The 16,707-nt window shown below is 32.7% G+C and carries 11 protein-coding genes and 1 pseudogene; 4 read left to right on the forward strand and 8 right to left on the reverse strand.

Annotated elements, in window-relative coordinates:
* Positions 1–7: 7 nt before the first annotated feature.
* Together H3T75_RS06875 and H3T75_RS06880 are read left to right on the forward strand one after the other, a co-directional pair.
* Positions 8–814 (forward strand): sulfite exporter TauE/SafE family protein, encoded by an 807-nt coding sequence (locus H3T75_RS06875; RefSeq protein ID WP_110414708.1) that lies wholly within the window; start codon positions 8–10, stop codon positions 812–814.
* 25 nt (positions 815–839) lie between these two features.
* On the forward strand, positions 840–1,475 hold the full coding sequence (locus tag H3T75_RS06880) for an MBL fold metallo-hydrolase (RefSeq protein WP_198211360.1): 636 nt from the start codon (positions 840–842) through the stop codon (positions 1,473–1,475).
* A 193-nt stretch (positions 1,476–1,668) separates the two neighbouring features.
* Here H3T75_RS06880 and H3T75_RS06885 read toward each other — a convergent pair whose 3' ends face one another.
* A complete protein-coding gene (locus H3T75_RS06885) occupies positions 1,669–2,955 on the reverse strand; it encodes an AmpG family muropeptide MFS transporter (RefSeq protein WP_232335956.1) in 1,287 nt (428 codons plus the stop codon).
* A 267-nt stretch (positions 2,956–3,222) separates the two neighbouring features.
* A pseudogene (locus H3T75_RS06890) lies at positions 3,223–4,305 on the reverse strand (DNA recombination protein RmuC); the annotation flags it as partial.
* A gap of 1,063 nt (positions 4,306–5,368) precedes the next feature.
* On the opposite strand from H3T75_RS06890, the gene H3T75_RS06895 reads away from it, so the two are divergent.
* Complete coding sequence (locus H3T75_RS06895; RefSeq protein ID WP_198211362.1) at positions 5,369–8,194, forward strand: HAD-IA family hydrolase; 2,826 nt, start codon at positions 5,369–5,371, stop codon at positions 8,192–8,194.
* Positions 8,195–8,254: 60 nt separating this feature from the next.
* Here H3T75_RS06895 and rfbC read toward each other — a convergent pair whose 3' ends face one another.
* The 3 genes from rfbC to rfbB form a co-directional block, all read right to left on the reverse strand.
* Positions 8,255–8,833, reverse strand: coding sequence for a dTDP-4-dehydrorhamnose 3,5-epimerase (gene rfbC / locus H3T75_RS06900; RefSeq protein ID WP_198211363.1), 579 nt, complete (start codon positions 8,831–8,833; stop codon positions 8,255–8,257).
* Positions 8,834–8,835: 2 nt separating this feature from the next.
* Complete coding sequence (gene rfbA / locus H3T75_RS06905; protein ID WP_084550304.1) at positions 8,836–9,726, reverse strand: glucose-1-phosphate thymidylyltransferase RfbA; 891 nt, start codon at positions 9,724–9,726, stop codon at positions 8,836–8,838.
* Between the two features lie 66 nt (positions 9,727–9,792).
* Complete coding sequence (rfbB, locus tag H3T75_RS06910; RefSeq protein WP_084550301.1) at positions 9,793–10,866, reverse strand: dTDP-glucose 4,6-dehydratase; 1,074 nt, start codon at positions 10,864–10,866, stop codon at positions 9,793–9,795.
* Between the two features lie 206 nt (positions 10,867–11,072).
* Between rfbB and H3T75_RS06915 the strand changes: the two genes are divergently transcribed.
* Positions 11,073–12,122, forward strand: a complete 1,050-nt coding sequence (locus H3T75_RS06915) for a hypothetical protein (protein ID WP_084550298.1) — start codon at positions 11,073–11,075, stop codon at positions 12,120–12,122.
* Positions 12,123–12,170: 48 nt separating this feature from the next.
* On the opposite strand, the gene H3T75_RS06920 is transcribed toward H3T75_RS06915, so the two are convergent.
* The 3 genes from H3T75_RS06920 to H3T75_RS06930 all read right to left on the reverse strand — a co-directional run bounded on the left by H3T75_RS06920 (position 12,171) and on the right by H3T75_RS06930 (position 16,626).
* Positions 12,171–13,193 (reverse strand): glycosyltransferase family 2 protein, encoded by a 1,023-nt coding sequence (locus tag H3T75_RS06920; RefSeq protein ID WP_084550295.1) that lies wholly within the window; start codon positions 13,191–13,193, stop codon positions 12,171–12,173.
* A 1-nt stretch (position 13,194) separates the two neighbouring features.
* Positions 13,195–15,324: a hypothetical protein gene (locus H3T75_RS06925; protein ID WP_198211364.1), complete on the reverse strand. Its 2,130-nt coding sequence runs from the start codon at positions 15,322–15,324 to the stop codon at positions 13,195–13,197.
* 297 nt (positions 15,325–15,621) lie between these two features.
* Positions 15,622–16,626: a hypothetical protein gene (locus tag H3T75_RS06930; RefSeq protein WP_084550289.1), complete on the reverse strand. Its 1,005-nt coding sequence runs from the start codon at positions 16,624–16,626 to the stop codon at positions 15,622–15,624.
* Positions 16,627–16,707 lie beyond the last annotated feature (81 nt).

The raw sequence follows: 16,707 nt of genomic DNA on the forward strand, positions 1-16,707 counted from the left end.
ATAATCTATGGAACTGCTTGCTTATTTAATAATCGGTGCGGTAGCCGGCTTTGCTGCCGGTCTGTTCGGAGTAGGTGGCGGTTTAATCGTTGTTCCTATACTCTATATAGTCTTTATGCATGCGGGCTATGGTGAGGCTGTCACCATGCATCTTGCGCTTGGCACATCCCTAGCCACTATTATGGTTACGTCAGTCAGTTCCATGCTGGCTCATAATAAAAATCATGCAGTGCTCTGGCCGGTGGTAGGACGGTTAACTCCCGGACTTGTATTTGGCTCATTCGCAGGTGCGGCTATTGCCGATGCTTTATCCGGTCAGAAATTGCAACTGGTTATCGGTATTTTTACTTTGTTCGTTGGCATCAATATGCTTCGCAGTGCCCGGGTAAAATCCAGCAGACAGAACAGGCCGTTAATTAATCCACGCTGGCACTGGTGTGCAGGTGTTGTTATTGGCCTGGCATCTGCTTTATTTGGTATCGGAGGCGGAAGTTTAACAGTACCTTATCTGAATCGAAGCGGAATAGCAATGCAGCAGGCAGTAGGATCCTCCGCTGCATGTGGTTTGCCGATTGCGATTGCCGGAGCTTTAGGCTTTATATTCTTTGGAACGCATGAACACATTGATATAGCTCATACCATTGGTTATGTTCATATTTATGCATTTATTGGTATAAGTATTATGAGCTTTATCACTGCCAGACAGGGTGCTAAAGTAGCTCATCGGCTTTCACCGACAATGCTGAAGCAATCTTTTGCCTGTTTATTATTGTTCATGAGTATATATTTTTTAAGCAAAGCACTATTCTTATAAATTAGTAGCAAAATAAGAGAAAATAATGGCTTTACAAATTCAAGTGATACCAGTAACACCATTTCAACAAAATGCAGCATTGCTTTGGGATGATGCCAGCAGGGAAGCAGTACTAACTGATGTTGGTGGAGAGGCTGAACGTTTATTATCTGCTGTCAGCCAGAACCAGCTTAAACTGCAGGCTATCTGGTTAACACATGGACATCTTGATCATGCCAGTGGTGTAGCCGATTTAACTGAGCAGCAAAGTGTCCCTGTGTTGGGGCCGCATCAGTCTGATGATTATTGGTTGCAGGCATTACCTGAAATTACCGCTAATTATGGTTTTCCGGTTAGTAAACCACTTACTCCCACACGCTGGTTGGAAGATGGCGATGAATTATCCGTTGGTGAACATAAATTTATTGTTTATCACATACCCGGTCATACGCCCGGTCATGTTGTGTTTTACAATCAGGAAAATAACTTATTGATTGTTGGTGATGTTTTATTCCGTGAATCTATCGGCCGTACTGATTTTCCAGGCGGAAATCATGCTGATTTAATTCATGGGATTCAAAGTAAACTACTAACTTTGCCAGATAGTACCCGTGTTTTGCCGGGGCATGGTCCTATGACTACTATCGGTCATGAGAAACTGCATAATCCATATTTACGCTAATCAGGCTTGCATTTAACTGACAAAGTGTTCAAATTTATCCTGCAAAACCTGATTATTGAAGCTTTAATGCAAATATTTAGAATTATGTATTCTGAATTGAACCAGATCATTCTGTTTGCCAATTAGCTTTTGAATTAGGCACAAACTAAGTTCTGATAATCTCTTTTTAGTTTAATTATATGTACAAGCAGTACTAAGTATCTGTTACGTTTTTATTCCATGGCGCAACTTTTATTAATAGCAGCATACCGGGGAATGCCAGAAAAAAGCATAACCAGAAAAAATTGACATAGCCCAGCCAGTTAATCAGATAACCGGTTGTTGCATTAAATAAAGTTCTTGGTACTGCCGCCAGACTGGTAAACAATGCCAGTTGTGTGGCAGTAAAGGCAGGGTTGGTTTCACGTGCCATATAAGCCACAAAAGCAGCCGTACCCAAACCAACACCAATTGCTTCAACGCCAATAACGGTTGCCAGCATTAACTGCTGCTTTAAACTGATTACGGCAAAAGGTCCCTGACTTGCCAGCCAGACAAATCCCAATATAGAAAAAACCTGTACCAGTCCGAATAGCCATAAAGCACGATTAATACCTAATTTAATCATCCAGATCCCGCCCAAAATACCAGCAATAATTGTTGGCCACAAGCCGGCATTTTTAGCAATCAGACCGATATCTATTTTACTGAAGCCCATATCTAAATAAAAAGGTGTAGCCAGCGCAGTAGCCATACTGTCACCCAGTTTATACAAAAAAATAAAACACAGTATCAGCAAAGCATTTTTAATACCTTTACGATTAAAAAATTCATTAAAAGGAGCAATAACTGTCTGATTAAAAGATTTGTGAGTAATTACAGGAAGTTTGGGTTCTTGTGTCAGAAAGAAGGTCATAAATAGACCAGGAAGCATAAATAGTGCGGTAATGGCGAATACTGTCGACCATGGATGTGTCTCAGCCAGAATCAATGATAAAGAGCCCGGTATAATTGAGGCAATACGATAGGCATAAACATGAATCGCATTACCTAATCCTAACTCATTATCCTGCAATATTTCACGCCGGAAAGCATCCAAAACAATATCCTGACTGGCCGCAAAAAAAGCTACGAACACAGACAGAATTTTTATACTTGTCATATTCTGATTAGGATTAAGCCCGATGTAGCCGAGTAAAGTCAGCAATAATGCAATTTGTGTGATAAACATCCAGCCACGCCGTCTACCCAGCCATGGTAATTTAACTAAATCCATCAATGGTGACCATAAGAATTTCCAGGTAAAAGGCAGACCGATAATGGAAAATGAAGCAATAGTTGCCAAATCTATATGTTCACTATGTAACCATGCCGGAATCAGATTAATCAGAAAATAATAGGGCAAACCAGAGCTGAAACCTGTAAATATACATATCAGCATATGTCGGCTAAAAATTCTGCGTAATAATGGAACAGATGATTGAGAATCAGTTTGAGTCATTCGGATACAATCCAGCATCAAATGATATATGCCTGAAAGACTACATAAATATTAATTATTTATGTAATTGGCAAGATGGTTAAAAATACTGTCTGTCAACAGCTCTTGTAAGTTGGTTTATAATTTAAATTACTGATATACATTTAAACAAAATCATATTTAAATCATCAATACATTAAAATAAATGGCGAACTTTTTTCAAAGTGAATCAGGAATAGACAGAGTTAGTTCTTCCTCATCTTCATCTGGGGTTTGATAATGTTCTGGTAAATTTTTACCGCTTTGTACACCTAATTGACGTAATTTATTGGCTTTACTTACCAGATTACCACGTCCGTTTACTAATTGCCCCATTGCTTTCTGAAATTGTCCCTGAGCCTGATCCAGATTTTTACCTACACCTTCAAGCGTATTCACAAAACCAACAAATTTGTCATATAGTTTGCCGCCTTCTTTGGCTATAGCCAAAGCATTCTGGTTTTGCTGTTCATTACGCCAGATATGCGCAATTGTACGTAATGTCGCCAGTAAGGTGCTGGGTCCGACCAGCATAATCCGTTTCTGAAAACAATCATCAAAAAGCTGATTATCCTGTTGCAAGGCAAGTAAGTATGCAGGTTCAACCGGAATAAACATGAACACAAAATCCAGTGTATTTAACCCGTCAATTTCATCATAGCTTTTAGCTGAAAGATCTTTAATATGCTGGCGTACCGACTGAATATGGGCTGCCAGTGCTTTGGTCGCAGAACCGGGATCTGTTGCCTGAGTATAGCGTACATAAGCAGTTAACGAAGTTTTGGCATCAATAACGATCTGTTTATTGTCCGGTAAATTCACCAGTACATCCGGTTGCAGCCGGCGCTGCCGGCCATCCTCATCAATAACAGTAGAGGATGCCTGTAAAACATATTCACGCCCTTTATGTAAGCCTGAATTTTCCAGCACTTTTTCCAGAATCATTTCGCCCCAGTTACCCTGATTTTTATTTTGGGTACCAGTTAATGCATCCGTAAGTGCTTTAGCATCATTGTGCAGCTGCGCATTTAACTGCTGTAAATGTTTCAGTTCAGTTTCAAGAGTAGTGCGCTCTTTAGCTTCTTTTTCATAAGTATTTTGTACAAGCTGACTAAATCCCTGCATACGTTCATGTAAGGGAGTTAATAACTGATTAAGACTGGTTTGATTCTGTTCACTGAAACGTTTACTTTTTTCTTCAAGTATATCATTGGCCAGTGATTTAAACTGATCAGTCAGACTAACACGGGCTTCATTAAGCAAAGTCAGCTTTTCATCATAAGTTTCACGTTCATGCTTTAATTGTGTGGCCAGACGACTATTTTCCACACGCACATGATTTAATTCTTCCTGTACCTTTAGAAACTCTTCTTCACGCAAATGCCATTCCTCACTACGTAACTGCCAGTCTTGTAGTTGCTGTTCTGCTGCTGCCAGTTGGGTAGAAACAGACCGGCACATTTGCTGTTCCCGCTCTAAAGCACTCTGAGTATCGGTTAATTGAGCATTAACAGCTTCGGCTGCACTTAAACGTTTATGTACGATCTGTAACTCTTGGCGGCAATTACAAAGCTCAGCATTATAATTCTGATTGATTTGGTGTAGATTATTTACTTCTGCCTGGGTACGACTTAGCTCATTTTTTGCTTCAGATAAGAGAATATGCCCGGCCTGGCGTTCCTGTAACAACTTTTGGCGTGAAAATAGATATAATATACAAATGATTAAGATAAATAAAAATATCAAAATTAGCCAAGTCATAATGGTCATGATTTATTAAAATTTATAGCAAACAACAGCGTTAAATAATAGCATTAATTTAACACTGACATCGAATAATTCAGTGTTGTAATGTGAAGATTAGACTAAATCTATTGATGAGCTACTGAAAAATAGTTATGTGAATATTGAATTTGTATATTCTATTTATATTAAGTATATTTAAAATGTTAAAAGCATATAAAATAATAAAATTTATAAGTAGTATCAAAATAATCGATATTTATTTATGAATTCTGTATTTGGTTTTATTTTTTGCAGATATCTGTATTTAATATGCTGAAATAATAAAAAGATATCATAAAACCCAAATTTATTTCCAATAATCATAAATATATGTATACCCTTATTTCAATGTATTAGGTTGTTAATATGTTGCAGATAATAAATTTTTTATTTATTGTCTTGTAAATAAAAAATTTTTCACATAAAATTTTCTTATATAAAAATAAATTGAAATTAATAGTATTGTTTTTGTTAATGTTTGAATTAATTATAAAAATTAGGGGATGTGTTAACCCCATAAACTGAGATAGTTATAGGAAAGTGAGAGAAATATTTAATTTTATACACTTATCAGACTATTTCAGTTATATCAAACATACAAAGGTCGAAAGTGAAAAAAAAAATTAAGAAAGCAATACGAAATTATTTTAGAAAACTTTATTACATATTCCCAGAACGGTGGCGACCGAATTTATTAGCTTGGGCAATCAAAATTCATCCAAGCTGGTTTAAAAATCATCCAAAAGTATTAAATAAAAAAATTTATTATGGAGATGAAATATTACTGTTAAATATTGATATATATAAATATAAACCAGTACTAAAATCATATAAACTTGCAATTCATTGTCATATTTTTTATATAGATTTAATATCTGAATTTATAGACCATTTATCAAAAATACCTTTTAGATTTGATTTATTTGTTTCTGTACCGGATAGGGATTCTCAGCAACGATGTCAAATATATATGAGTAAATTAAAAAATGCATATGAAATTAAAATAAAAATAGTTCCAAATCGTGGTCGTGACCTTGCGCCAATGTTTGCAGAGTTTGGTCAGCAATTAAAGCAGTATGATTATCTGGTACATTTACACAGTAAGAAATCGATATATAACAAAGGGGTTACAGATGGTTGGCGTTCGTATCTTTTTAATTCGATGTTTGGTTCTGCGGCAAACATACAGAAAATTTATTCATTATTAATAGAAAATAATAATTTAGGTATAATTTATCCGCAAATTTATCATCGGCTACCTTATTTTGCCTGTACTTGGTTAGCAAATAAAAGCCAGGGGCAAAAGTTATTAACTCGTATGCAATTACCAATGATAAATGGTTATTTCAATTATCCGGTTGGCTCAATGTTCTGGGCTAAAACGAATGCATTAATGCCTTTATTTGATCTCAATTTGAAATGGGAAGATTTTCCAGAAGAACGAGGACAAACAGATGGAACATTGGCACATGCACTTGAAAGATTGCTAGGCATTGTACCCCCTTTAACCGGTTATAACTCAGTAATTATTCAGGATTTAAAGTATTCTTCCTGGTCATCCTTCCGGATTGATACCCAATACCTGACACGAGACATACAATTTTATAAATCAAGAATTAACAAAGAGAAAGTAAAAATAGTTGCTTTTGATATATTTGATACCTTATTGGTAAGACCACTTTTAAATCCTGATCACACAAAAAAAATAATATCCCAGTATCTAGATGATGAATGCAGAATGATTTTTAAAAAATATCGGGTAGTTGCGGAAACTCAGGCTAGGAGTAGTAAAGGTAAGGATGTTTCATTAAATGAAATATATGTTCAGTTTAAAAATTTATCACAACTTACAAATAATCAGGTTCAGCAAATACAAAAAATTGAGGAAAGGGTTGAACTGGCTTCAGTCAGTCCCCGTTATGACGTAATTGAATTAATGCAATTTGCTAAAAATATAGGGAAAAAAATTATTTTAATTAGCGATATGTTTTTATCAAGAGAAATAGTTGAGAGGATGTTATCCCAACATGGAATTACTGAATGGCATAATTTATATTTATCTTCAGAAACCGGAGTTCGAAAGGATACTGGAGAGCTATATAAATACATGTTAAACAAAGAGGATATCACTGGTCGCGAAGTAGTGATGATTGGTGACAATGAACGTTCGGATATACAATTACCTACGGATGAATTTGGAATAAAATGTATTCATATTCTGAGGGCTGCGGATTTGGCATGTGCACTGCCTGACTATTTTAAAATTATAAAAAGCGATCTAAATCAAGATAATATTAATAATGAATTAACAATAGGCTTATTAGTCAGAAAAAATTTAAACAATATATATGGGTATAATAACTCATCAGAAAAATTCAAATTATTTAGCTCAAATCCTTATCAGTTAGGTTATAACGTATTAGGGCCCGTAGTGAGTGCCTTTTGTCAATGGCTGATTGAGCAAGCTCAGACAGATCATATTAATGAATTATATTTTTTAGCCAGAGAAGGTAAGCTTGTTAAACAAATTTATGATTTGTGGAGTTCACCGCAAAAAAATACTCCTCAAAGTCATTATCTGCAAGTTTCTCGTAGATGTGTAACAGTACCGGCTATTAATTCTTTTGAAGATATTATTGATATTGCAGAGAAAAACTACTATGAAAATAGTATTCAAAATTATTTGATTGAACGATTTGGCTTAAGTCTAGATGCTGAACGTTGGAAAAAAATATATCAAAAAAATTTATGGGATAAGGATAAAAAATTAATTATAAAACAAAAACAAATTGATCATATAAAGCCTTTATTACAATACCTGCAAACAGATATTTTAAATCTGGCACAAACTGAAAAACTGCCTTTAATGACATATCTGAAAAAATCTGGTCTCTTTTCAAGTAAAAATTCTGCAGTTGTAGATGTAGGGTATTCCGGGACAATTCAACAAGCATTAAATAAACTATCGATACAGCCAATTCATGGTTATTACTTTGCAACAATCATCCCGATTATAGAAGGAATAACAAAAGATATTAAGATAAAAGGCTGTTATGTAAATAATTTAGCAAATCTGTATCCTGATTCTCAAATTTTTGCCCGAAGTTTTGAGTTAGAAAAATTATTAAGTGCTGATGATACTCAAATTATAAAATATTGCATTAATGATGATATGCTAAAAGGAGAGTTTAAAAATCTGTCCGATAGAGAACGGGCAACCCGGCCAATACGAAATGCTTTACAACAAGGTGCTATAGATTTTGTGAAGGATGCGGTCAATCTTCGTAAAAATCTTTACTTTGATTTTAAACCTTCTTTGTTTATCGCCGACTCTTTATATAAAGACTTTTGTTTAACTTTAAGAATTAAAAAAAATAAAGTTTTAGAAAATTTAATTCTGGATGACGATTATTGTGGCAGAGGTTTGGTTAGTTGATACGATTAGTATTGGATTAAGAAAAAATAAAAGGATTAATGATTTAATCCTTTTATTTGCTTAAAATAAATCGATTTTGTTATCTATCAGTTTCTTAAAATTTGGAGCATTATTGTCTTTATCTGTTTGATTTATTGACATATCGTTTTCAATCGGCCAATTAATAGCTAGATCTGTATCATTCCATAACAGGTTGCGTTCGCATTCTTTAGAATAATAATTGGTGGTTTTATATAAGAATTGAGTATTATCTTCTAAGGCAATAAAACCATGTGCAAATCCAGCGGGTATCCAGAATTGCCGAAAATTTTTTTCAGATAGCTCGACTCCCACCCATTGACCAAAAGTTGGAGATGATGTCCGTATATCCACAGCGACATCCCATGCTTTTCCACTGACTACTCTTACAAGTTTTCCTTGAGCATGTGGATTTATCTGATAATGCAATCCACGGATTACGCCTCTATGTGAAATTGAGTGATTATCTTGTACAAAGTTTACAATTGATTGATTATATGACGATAAAATGGAATTAAAGGTTGTTTGGTTAAAACTTTCCATAAACCAGCCACGATTGTCTGCAAAAACTCTGGGTTCTAAAATCAGCAGATCTTTAATCTTTGTCTCAATCACATTCATATTCAGGCTTTCCTCGAAAATTCACTATATAGTTTTAATAGATATTTACCATAATCTGTCTTTTGAAAAAGTTTGCCGCGTTTAAACAGTTGATCTAAATCTATCCATCTATTATTAAAAGCAATTTCTTCAAGACATGCTATTTTTAAACCCTGTCTTTTTTCAATTGTCTGAACAAAACAGCTGGCTTCAATCAGTGAATCATGTGTACCAGTATCCAGCCATGCAAAGCCACGCCCGAGTATTTCAACATTTAATAATTTCTTATTTAAATAAGCATTGTTAATATCGGTTATTTCGAGTTCACCTCTGGGTGAAGGACGAATATTCTTGGCTATCTCAATAACGTCATTATCATAAAAATACAATCCTGTAATTGCATAATTTGATTTTGCTTCATTCGGTTTTTCCTCTATGGAAAGTGCTTTTCCATGGGTGTCAAATTCGACTACACCAAATCGCTCAGGATCATTGACATAATAACCAAATACAGTAGCACCTTTTTCTTGTTGTGCTGCCTTTTGTAATTGTGCACCGAAACTTTGCCCGTAAAAAATGTTATCACCCAGAATAAGTGTGACATTATCTTTGCCAATAAATTCTGCTCCGAGAATGAAAGCTTGTGCCAATCCGTCAGGAGATGGTTGTACTTTATAAGATAAATCAATTCCTAAATCTCTGCCGTCACCTAACATTTTTTTAAAATTAGGTAAATCTGCAGGAGTTGAAATAATCATGATTTCTCGTATCCCGGCCAGCATAAGTACAGAAAGGGGATAGTAAATCATCGGTTTATCATAAATGGGTAATAACTGTTTTGATACGCCTAAAGTAATAGGATAAAGTCTGGTTCCGGATCCGCCAGCCAGTATAATACCCTTTCGTTTAACCATTTTTTGTTCCTTGATTATTAATTCAATTAGAATTTAATTTTAAATAAATATTTGGTTTATTATGTCTTATTGCGGGTGGTATTGTTGTTGTATCCATTTCTGATATTCTCCGGTCAGAATATGATTTACCCAATCCTGATTGTTTAGATACCATAATACGGTTTTGCGTAAACCTGATTGAAAATTTTCTTCTGGTTCCCAGCCAAGTTCTTGTTTAATCTTACTCGCATCAATAGCATAACGTACATCATGTCCGGGACGATCCGGAACAAATGTGATTAAATCTTTGTAGGATTTTATCCCAAGTGTTTTATTGGGTGCCAGTTCATCTAGAAGAGTACATATATTTTTTACGACATCAATATTTTTCTGTTCATTATGCCCTCCAATATTATAGGTACTGCCTGCTTCGGCCTTTGTGACAACCTGATATAAAGCTCTGGCGTGATCTTCAACATACAGCCAGTCCCGAATTTGTTCACCATTTCCGTATACAGGCAGTTTTTTTCCTTGTAAAGCATTAAGAATAGTTAATGGAATTAATTTCTCCGGGAAATGGTAAGGTCCATAATTATTCGAGCAATTTGTAATAATAACAGGCAGTCCATAAGTACGATGCCAGGCACGAACCAGATGGTCTGAACTTGCCTTACTGGCTGAATATGGTGAACTTGGAGCGTATGGAGTAGATTCTGTAAATAATTCTGAACTTAAATCACTAAGATCACCATATACTTCATCAGTTGATATGTGATGGAAGCGAAATAGATGTTGTTTTTCTTCAGGCAAATTTTCCCAGTAATGACGACTTATTTCCAAAAGTTGAAATGTGCCTACAATATTAGTCTGAATAAATTCTGCTGAGCTGGATATTGAACGATCAACATGTGATTCTGCTGCCAGATGCATTACTATATCTGGCTGAAATTGCTTAAATAATTGTGTTATATGTACTAGATCACTAATATCGGCCTGACAAAAATGATAACGTGAATTATTTGCAATAGTGGCTAATGATTCTAAGTTACCGGCATAGGTTAATTTGTCAACATTCAAAATTTTATGGTCAGTTTCATTGATCAGATATCTGATAACTGCTGACCCAATAAATCCTGCTCCCCCAGTGATAAGGATATTCATAAAATTACATTCAAAATTGGTAAAAATGTAATATTTTATAATATAAATTATATCAGAATATAAAAAATTTAAAGTAAGATGAAAAAAATTTATTTAATTAATTTGAGTCATCTTTGTTTAACGAGCAATATAGTTGGTCTGATATTGTTTAAATTTATATTGTATAATGGTTCCGTAAATTTTATATGGGAGACAAGGTATATTTTATGACAAAAACAATTATTCTGGGTATGCCTAAAAGCCGTAATATTTACTTACAAATCAAAAAAAATCTGGAATTTTACGGGTTTGATGTTTTGTACATAGATAACTATCCAGAATATATCAAGCATTTTCATTATCAGAGTTTTAAAGATTATTTGTATAATCAGGTGCAAAAGCTTTTTTTTAGAAATTATTCATATAAAACAAAATTAAAAGAAAAATTACTTTTATCAAATGCTGAGCGAACGCTAAGTAAAAGGAATTATGAATATGCTATTATTATACGTCCTGATTTGTATCCGGTAAGCTTATTAAACCTGATGAAAGCACATACCAAAAACGAATTTATTGCTTATCAATGGGATGGACTGAGACGCATGCCTTGTACAAAAGATACAATAAATTTATTTGATAGATTTTATGTATTTGATAGTCATGATTTAGTTGATAATAATTATCAAAACTATAAATTGGAGGGAATAACCAATTTTTATTTTGATATGAACAAACCGCAACCGGTGAAGCACAATGGAACAATAGCATATTATGTAGGAACACATGTTTCCGAACGTGTTGCTGACATTGAGTATTGTGCAGCTGAGCTAATTAAGAACGGTATCCAGCTCAAGTTTATTATCCCTACGAGCAATCAGAATAAGATTAATCAATACACTCGCTCTGATTATTTTATTTTTGGTGCCGAAAATGAAGTTGATTTTTCTAAAAACATAGAAATGTTAAACGAAATAGATATTATTGTCGATTTCGTTAATCCACTTCATAATGGTTTATCTTTTCGTTTTTTTGAAGCTTTGTATTACCAGAAAAAATTAATTACTAATAATGTTAATGTATCTAACTATGATTTTTATCATCCTGATAATATCCTTATCTGGCATAAAGATGATCTTTCACAAAAAATTAAAGAGTTTTTATCTAAACCCTTTAGACCGATAGATGATGAAATTGTAAAAAAATATAGTTTTGGTAATTGGATAAAGAATATTCTAAATTTATCCTCATATGATAAAATACGCTTGCCTTTTCAATAAATTAAAATTGAACCATCTAGAAAATATATATGTAGTACGAGATTAATTTTAAATTTTATGTCTCCATTTTCTTATGCACCGCTGTAGTTTTGCTGCCAGTCGCTTTAAGGGAAATGATTTTCTTCTTAAATAATAAACATTTCCTTGGATATCGCCGATTTTATGATCTAATTTATTGATTTTTTGTGATAATAAGTTATATTTTTCCATATTATCATTTAACAGTATATGTAAAATACCATAATTCCCCTGATTTTCTAAAATAGATTGACGAACTAAAGAATTTCTAAATTCAACATGATATTTTTGGTGTTTATCTATTGCTGCAATAACCGAATTACCATAATTATTACTGTGATTTGGTCTATGATAATAATAGGCTAAAATCTTATTTAATGTTTTTATTTCACCAGCTCTGAACAATCGTAATATGTAATCCCAATCTCCCAAAACTGGTAAATTTTTGTTGAATTCACCAATTTGTTTAGCAACGCTCATTCTAATAAGTAAGCATATCGGAGGAGATACATTATTTTTTATTAAAGTTGTAATATCAACCTGATCATGCCAGTTAGGCCATCGCATTGTACCAAGTTGAATGGATTTATCTTCCTGAATTTCCTCATTAATGATAATACAATTTGTTAATACAGCAACAGCTTGTTGTTCAGTATTGAGATAGGCAACAGTTTCTTTTAAAAAATCAGGGTGCCAGGCGTCATCGTCATCGTGTACGACTAAATATTCTTCATTAGCAATATTTAGACCGCAGTTAGATGCTGCTTCCATCCCTAAGGAATAATTATTATGTATTACGGTAATTTTATGGTTTAAATCTATAAAATTCAGATCAATTAATTGATTAACGGGGCTGGTATCACCTCCGTCATTAACCAGATATAAATGCCAGTTTGTATAGCTTTGTTGAATAACGCTTTCCAATGCCCGAGCTAATAATACAGGGCGATTTTTGGTCCGCATGATAATTGCTACTGAATTATCATGTTTTATATTGTTTAGTTGTATATCAGACCAACTTTTAATTGGGTATAGGTTTTCGTTAATAGTCATATTAATTCATCAAATAATTTTTAATTAATTCAGGATATTTATCAAAAAATTTAGTTGCTATTCTATAAATTTCAGGTTTTATCTTGTTCTTATTAGCTTTCCAATGTCCTATAACCCCACATGGCCAACCGCCTAAAGTAAGTAGTCGTGTAACATCTTTTTTATCTGCAGGAATTTCCTGTGGTATGAGATAGTATGATGTTTTATGGTCATTCAATGCGCAGTGACTGATTTCGCCTAAATATTTTTGTTCATTTTGGTTCGGTGTAATACACACTTGTAAAATAGCTGCTGTTGCAACAGAAGTAGTAATCCATTCAGTACCAATTCCAAAAAGATTATTGTTATGAATCCAATTTGTGATGGTTTGAATCGTACTTTGTTGAAATACATTAATTGTTTTATTAAACTGATTGACGTAGATATTTTCTGAATCTTGTTTTAATACGGGCTCATAAGTATTTGAATCAGAATTTTTAGTAAATTTTGAAGTTGTCTGGTGGTTGGCTGAATGAAGATTTTCAAGAATATTTACAGAATTTTCTAAAAGTAATTTTTCACTTGGCCGCTGAAACATATTAAAAAAAGCAGATTTCATTATACCATTTTTGTATAATCGACCTGGTGCACTGTGATTAAATAAACCATAATAAAATCCGTATAATTTTTGTTTAATACCTTTATGTTCCCGGAAATAAGTTAATGCAGTTTGTAATGTGCCATTCCAGCCTAAATCAATAATAGCAATACGTTTTTCTGGATGAAATAATCCTTCCTGCTCATAATAGGCCATTGCATCCGTATAATGGTTTTTGTAAATTGAGAATAAATACGGTGTTAATTCGTACTGAATGAAATTTTTGATTTCAGCAATTTTTTCAAAGTCAAAATTCTGATTTGAATTTCCAAATTTGGATTTAAATTTGGTTTTTGATAATATATTATTCTGAATACCAATTCTATCAAAAAATATTTTGTAAGATTCACCTTCTCTTATAGATTCATTAATGATTAAATCTAATGAAGAGTTTGATAATTTTCCAGTATTCAGAATATCCATATAAAATATAGGGTAGCGTAGAGCTTGTCGCGATAAGTATAAATAACTTGAAGTGGTTTGATGATTTTTATCCATATCAAGAATATTCCATACTTTATGAATAATTTGAGCATCCCGAGCACAAAAATATATGTGATCTATTTGATATTTTGTTATCTGCTGGTCTAGCCATGAAATAAAACTTTTCAATAGTACGGAACCAAATGTACAGCCTAAATTAGACCAGAAGTCAGATTCCTTATTTTTTTCTTTTACTATTACTTTTTGAGATAATTTATTCATTTTTTGAAGCAGAGAAAAAGGAACTAAATCTGGTGATAATTGTGCTCCTAATCTTCTTTCACTAATGAAGCGTGTATAGGAGAAAGTTTTGATGTTATATTGTTGTGGCTGAATTACATCAGCATGGAGATTATCACCAATATGGAAAATTTTTTTATTTCCACTATGTTTTAGTACTTCTTCCCAGATTCTGCCACTGTGTTTTGTCTTCATTATTTCAGAGGAAACAAATAATTTTCCATAATCAGATATTCCGGCTTGCAGGAGTAATTCTTCAATAAATTGTTTTGAGAAATATGTATCAGATACAAAATAAATTATTTTATTTTGTTCCTGCAGTTTGTTAATGAGGGAAAGATTGTCTATTACCGGTATTATGCTGGATTTTTCTGTATTCAGCTCTATATTTTTAGCTAAGTTTAGTTCTTTCTCTTTACCTGAATAAAATGATAACATTTGGGAATAGATATTATCTAATGTTACTTCTTCCTGAAACTCTTTGGCTGCATAATATTTTCTGCTGGTTTCTTCTGCTATAAGACGATTTTTTGCGAAATCAGGCAAAGAAATATTTTTTTCAATTAGTATTCCTTCAACACAGGCAAACAGATCAATAGGACATTCAAACAAGCGGGTTAATACAGTGTCGAAAATATCAAAAGATATAATCGGGAAATCTTCTGTCTCTTTTAATAGTTGCTCTATGTATTTAATATCTATTTCTGCATTATTTTGGGCGTAATAATGATTAACTGAATTTAATAAAGAATTTAGATTTGTTGTATCCATAATAAACGCTATTTTAATTCCTTGGGCAATTAATATTTTTTGTTGTTAATTAAATAAATTATTGTTCTTTATATTGTTAACTTAAGTTATTTTTTTATAAATTTAAATCTGGATTTATATATATTTTGTAAATTAAATACCAGTTAAATAATTGATTTTAATAAAAATTAAAATGAATATTTATTTCAAATATTATTGTATTTAATTTCAGTTCGGAATTTTAAAGACTGTCACTGGCAAAATTTATCTGGTGTTACAAATTTCAGACTAAATTCTGAATGAGTCTATATATTTTAATTATGAATTTATACCTAAAATATTTTCTATCCAGTTTTTAAAACTGTATTTCGCAACTATATCCGGATTTATAGGACTATATGGTTTCATAAGAAAGTTATTTATCTCTCCTAAATTTTTATCGTCCCAAATGAATATATTATTCGGATGATAAAAATCATAATATTGAATGTGTTTGTTGGTGGTGATTATTTTTTTTTTGTAGTAAAGTGCTTCAAAATGGCGGAACGATAAACCGTTATGATCTGCAATAACAAAATCTACCAGGATATCCGCTGTAGAGACATTTTTTAAGTTATCTTGATAAGATAGGCGATTTTTTTTACCAAAAGTAAGATATTTTGATTTATAACATTTAATATCACTTTTTTTGCTCGTAGGTATTATAAATTTAATACGGACTCCATTTTCCGCAAGTTTTTCGGCACATTGCTCTATCATGGCAACGCGACTTTTCTGATGGTCACCAATATAGTAAGCTTCTAACTTATCATTTTGGACATAATCCGGCTTTATAACATCAAAATAGAAATTAGTAGTACTGTACAGTTGATGATTTTGGTAGTCAGGGTTATTTAAATCGGTATGATCAAAAATAAAAAATTGATCAAATAAATGAATAATATTTTTTACTGGAAAGCGTTTTAGTCCATCCCATTGATAGCCAATAAATCTTTTTTTAGTATGCTTTTTTAATAAAGCTAATACCTTTTGCGGAAAGATATCTGGCCGGATAACTAAGGCATAGTCATAAAGATTATCTGCCAGAAGTTGTTTTGCTTTATAAAAACTTTGTTGTTCTCGTAGAGTTTTTTTATATGTCTTACTCTGGGTGATATTTTTATGCAGAAAGTGATATATACGTTCCCAAATACTGTTATATTTGAATTTCAGTACACTATCTAATCGTAAAACTTGATATCCGTGAAATTGAAGGTTTTTTTCAATTAATTCAACTATGCCATTGCTTGGTGGCATAGCTAATATGATGGTTTTACGAGTCATGAATAAAAACTGATTTAGATGTTGATAACAATTAAAACTGCTAAATGTAAAGAATTGGGTTTATCCAATCAATATATAGAA

Source organism: Snodgrassella sp. W8135, assembly GCF_016101225.1.
In the GTDB taxonomy this organism is placed as follows: Bacteria; Pseudomonadota; Gammaproteobacteria; order Burkholderiales; family Neisseriaceae; genus Snodgrassella; species Snodgrassella alvi.

What these genes read in the sequence shown, in the direction of transcription:
- H3T75_RS06875 (WP_110414708.1), top strand. Translation starts at nt 8, where the DNA reads ATGGAACTGCTTGCTTATTTAATAATCGGTGCGGTAGCCGGCTTTGCT.
- H3T75_RS06880 (WP_198211360.1), top strand. Translation starts at nt 840, where the DNA reads ATGGCTTTACAAATTCAAGTGATACCAGTAACACCATTTCAACAAAAT.
- H3T75_RS06885 (WP_232335956.1), bottom strand. Translation starts at nt 2,955, where the DNA reads ATGACTCAAACTGATTCTCAATCATCTGTTCCATTATTACGCAGAATT.
- rfbC (WP_198211363.1), bottom strand. Translation starts at nt 8,833, where the DNA reads ATGAATGTGATTGAGACAAAGATTAAAGATCTGCTGATTTTAGAACCC.
- rfbA (WP_084550304.1), bottom strand. Translation starts at nt 9,726, where the DNA reads ATGGTTAAACGAAAGGGTATTATACTGGCTGGCGGATCCGGAACCAGA.
- rfbB (WP_084550301.1), bottom strand. Translation starts at nt 10,866, where the DNA reads ATGAATATCCTTATCACTGGGGGAGCAGGATTTATTGGGTCAGCAGTT.
- H3T75_RS06915 (WP_084550298.1), top strand. Translation starts at nt 11,073, where the DNA reads ATGACAAAAACAATTATTCTGGGTATGCCTAAAAGCCGTAATATTTAC.
- H3T75_RS06920 (WP_084550295.1), bottom strand. Translation starts at nt 13,193, where the DNA reads ATGACTATTAACGAAAACCTATACCCAATTAAAAGTTGGTCTGATATA.
- H3T75_RS06925 (WP_198211364.1), bottom strand. Translation starts at nt 15,324, where the DNA reads ATGGATACAACAAATCTAAATTCTTTATTAAATTCAGTTAATCATTAT.
- H3T75_RS06930 (WP_084550289.1), bottom strand. Translation starts at nt 16,626, where the DNA reads ATGACTCGTAAAACCATCATATTAGCTATGCCACCAAGCAATGGCATA.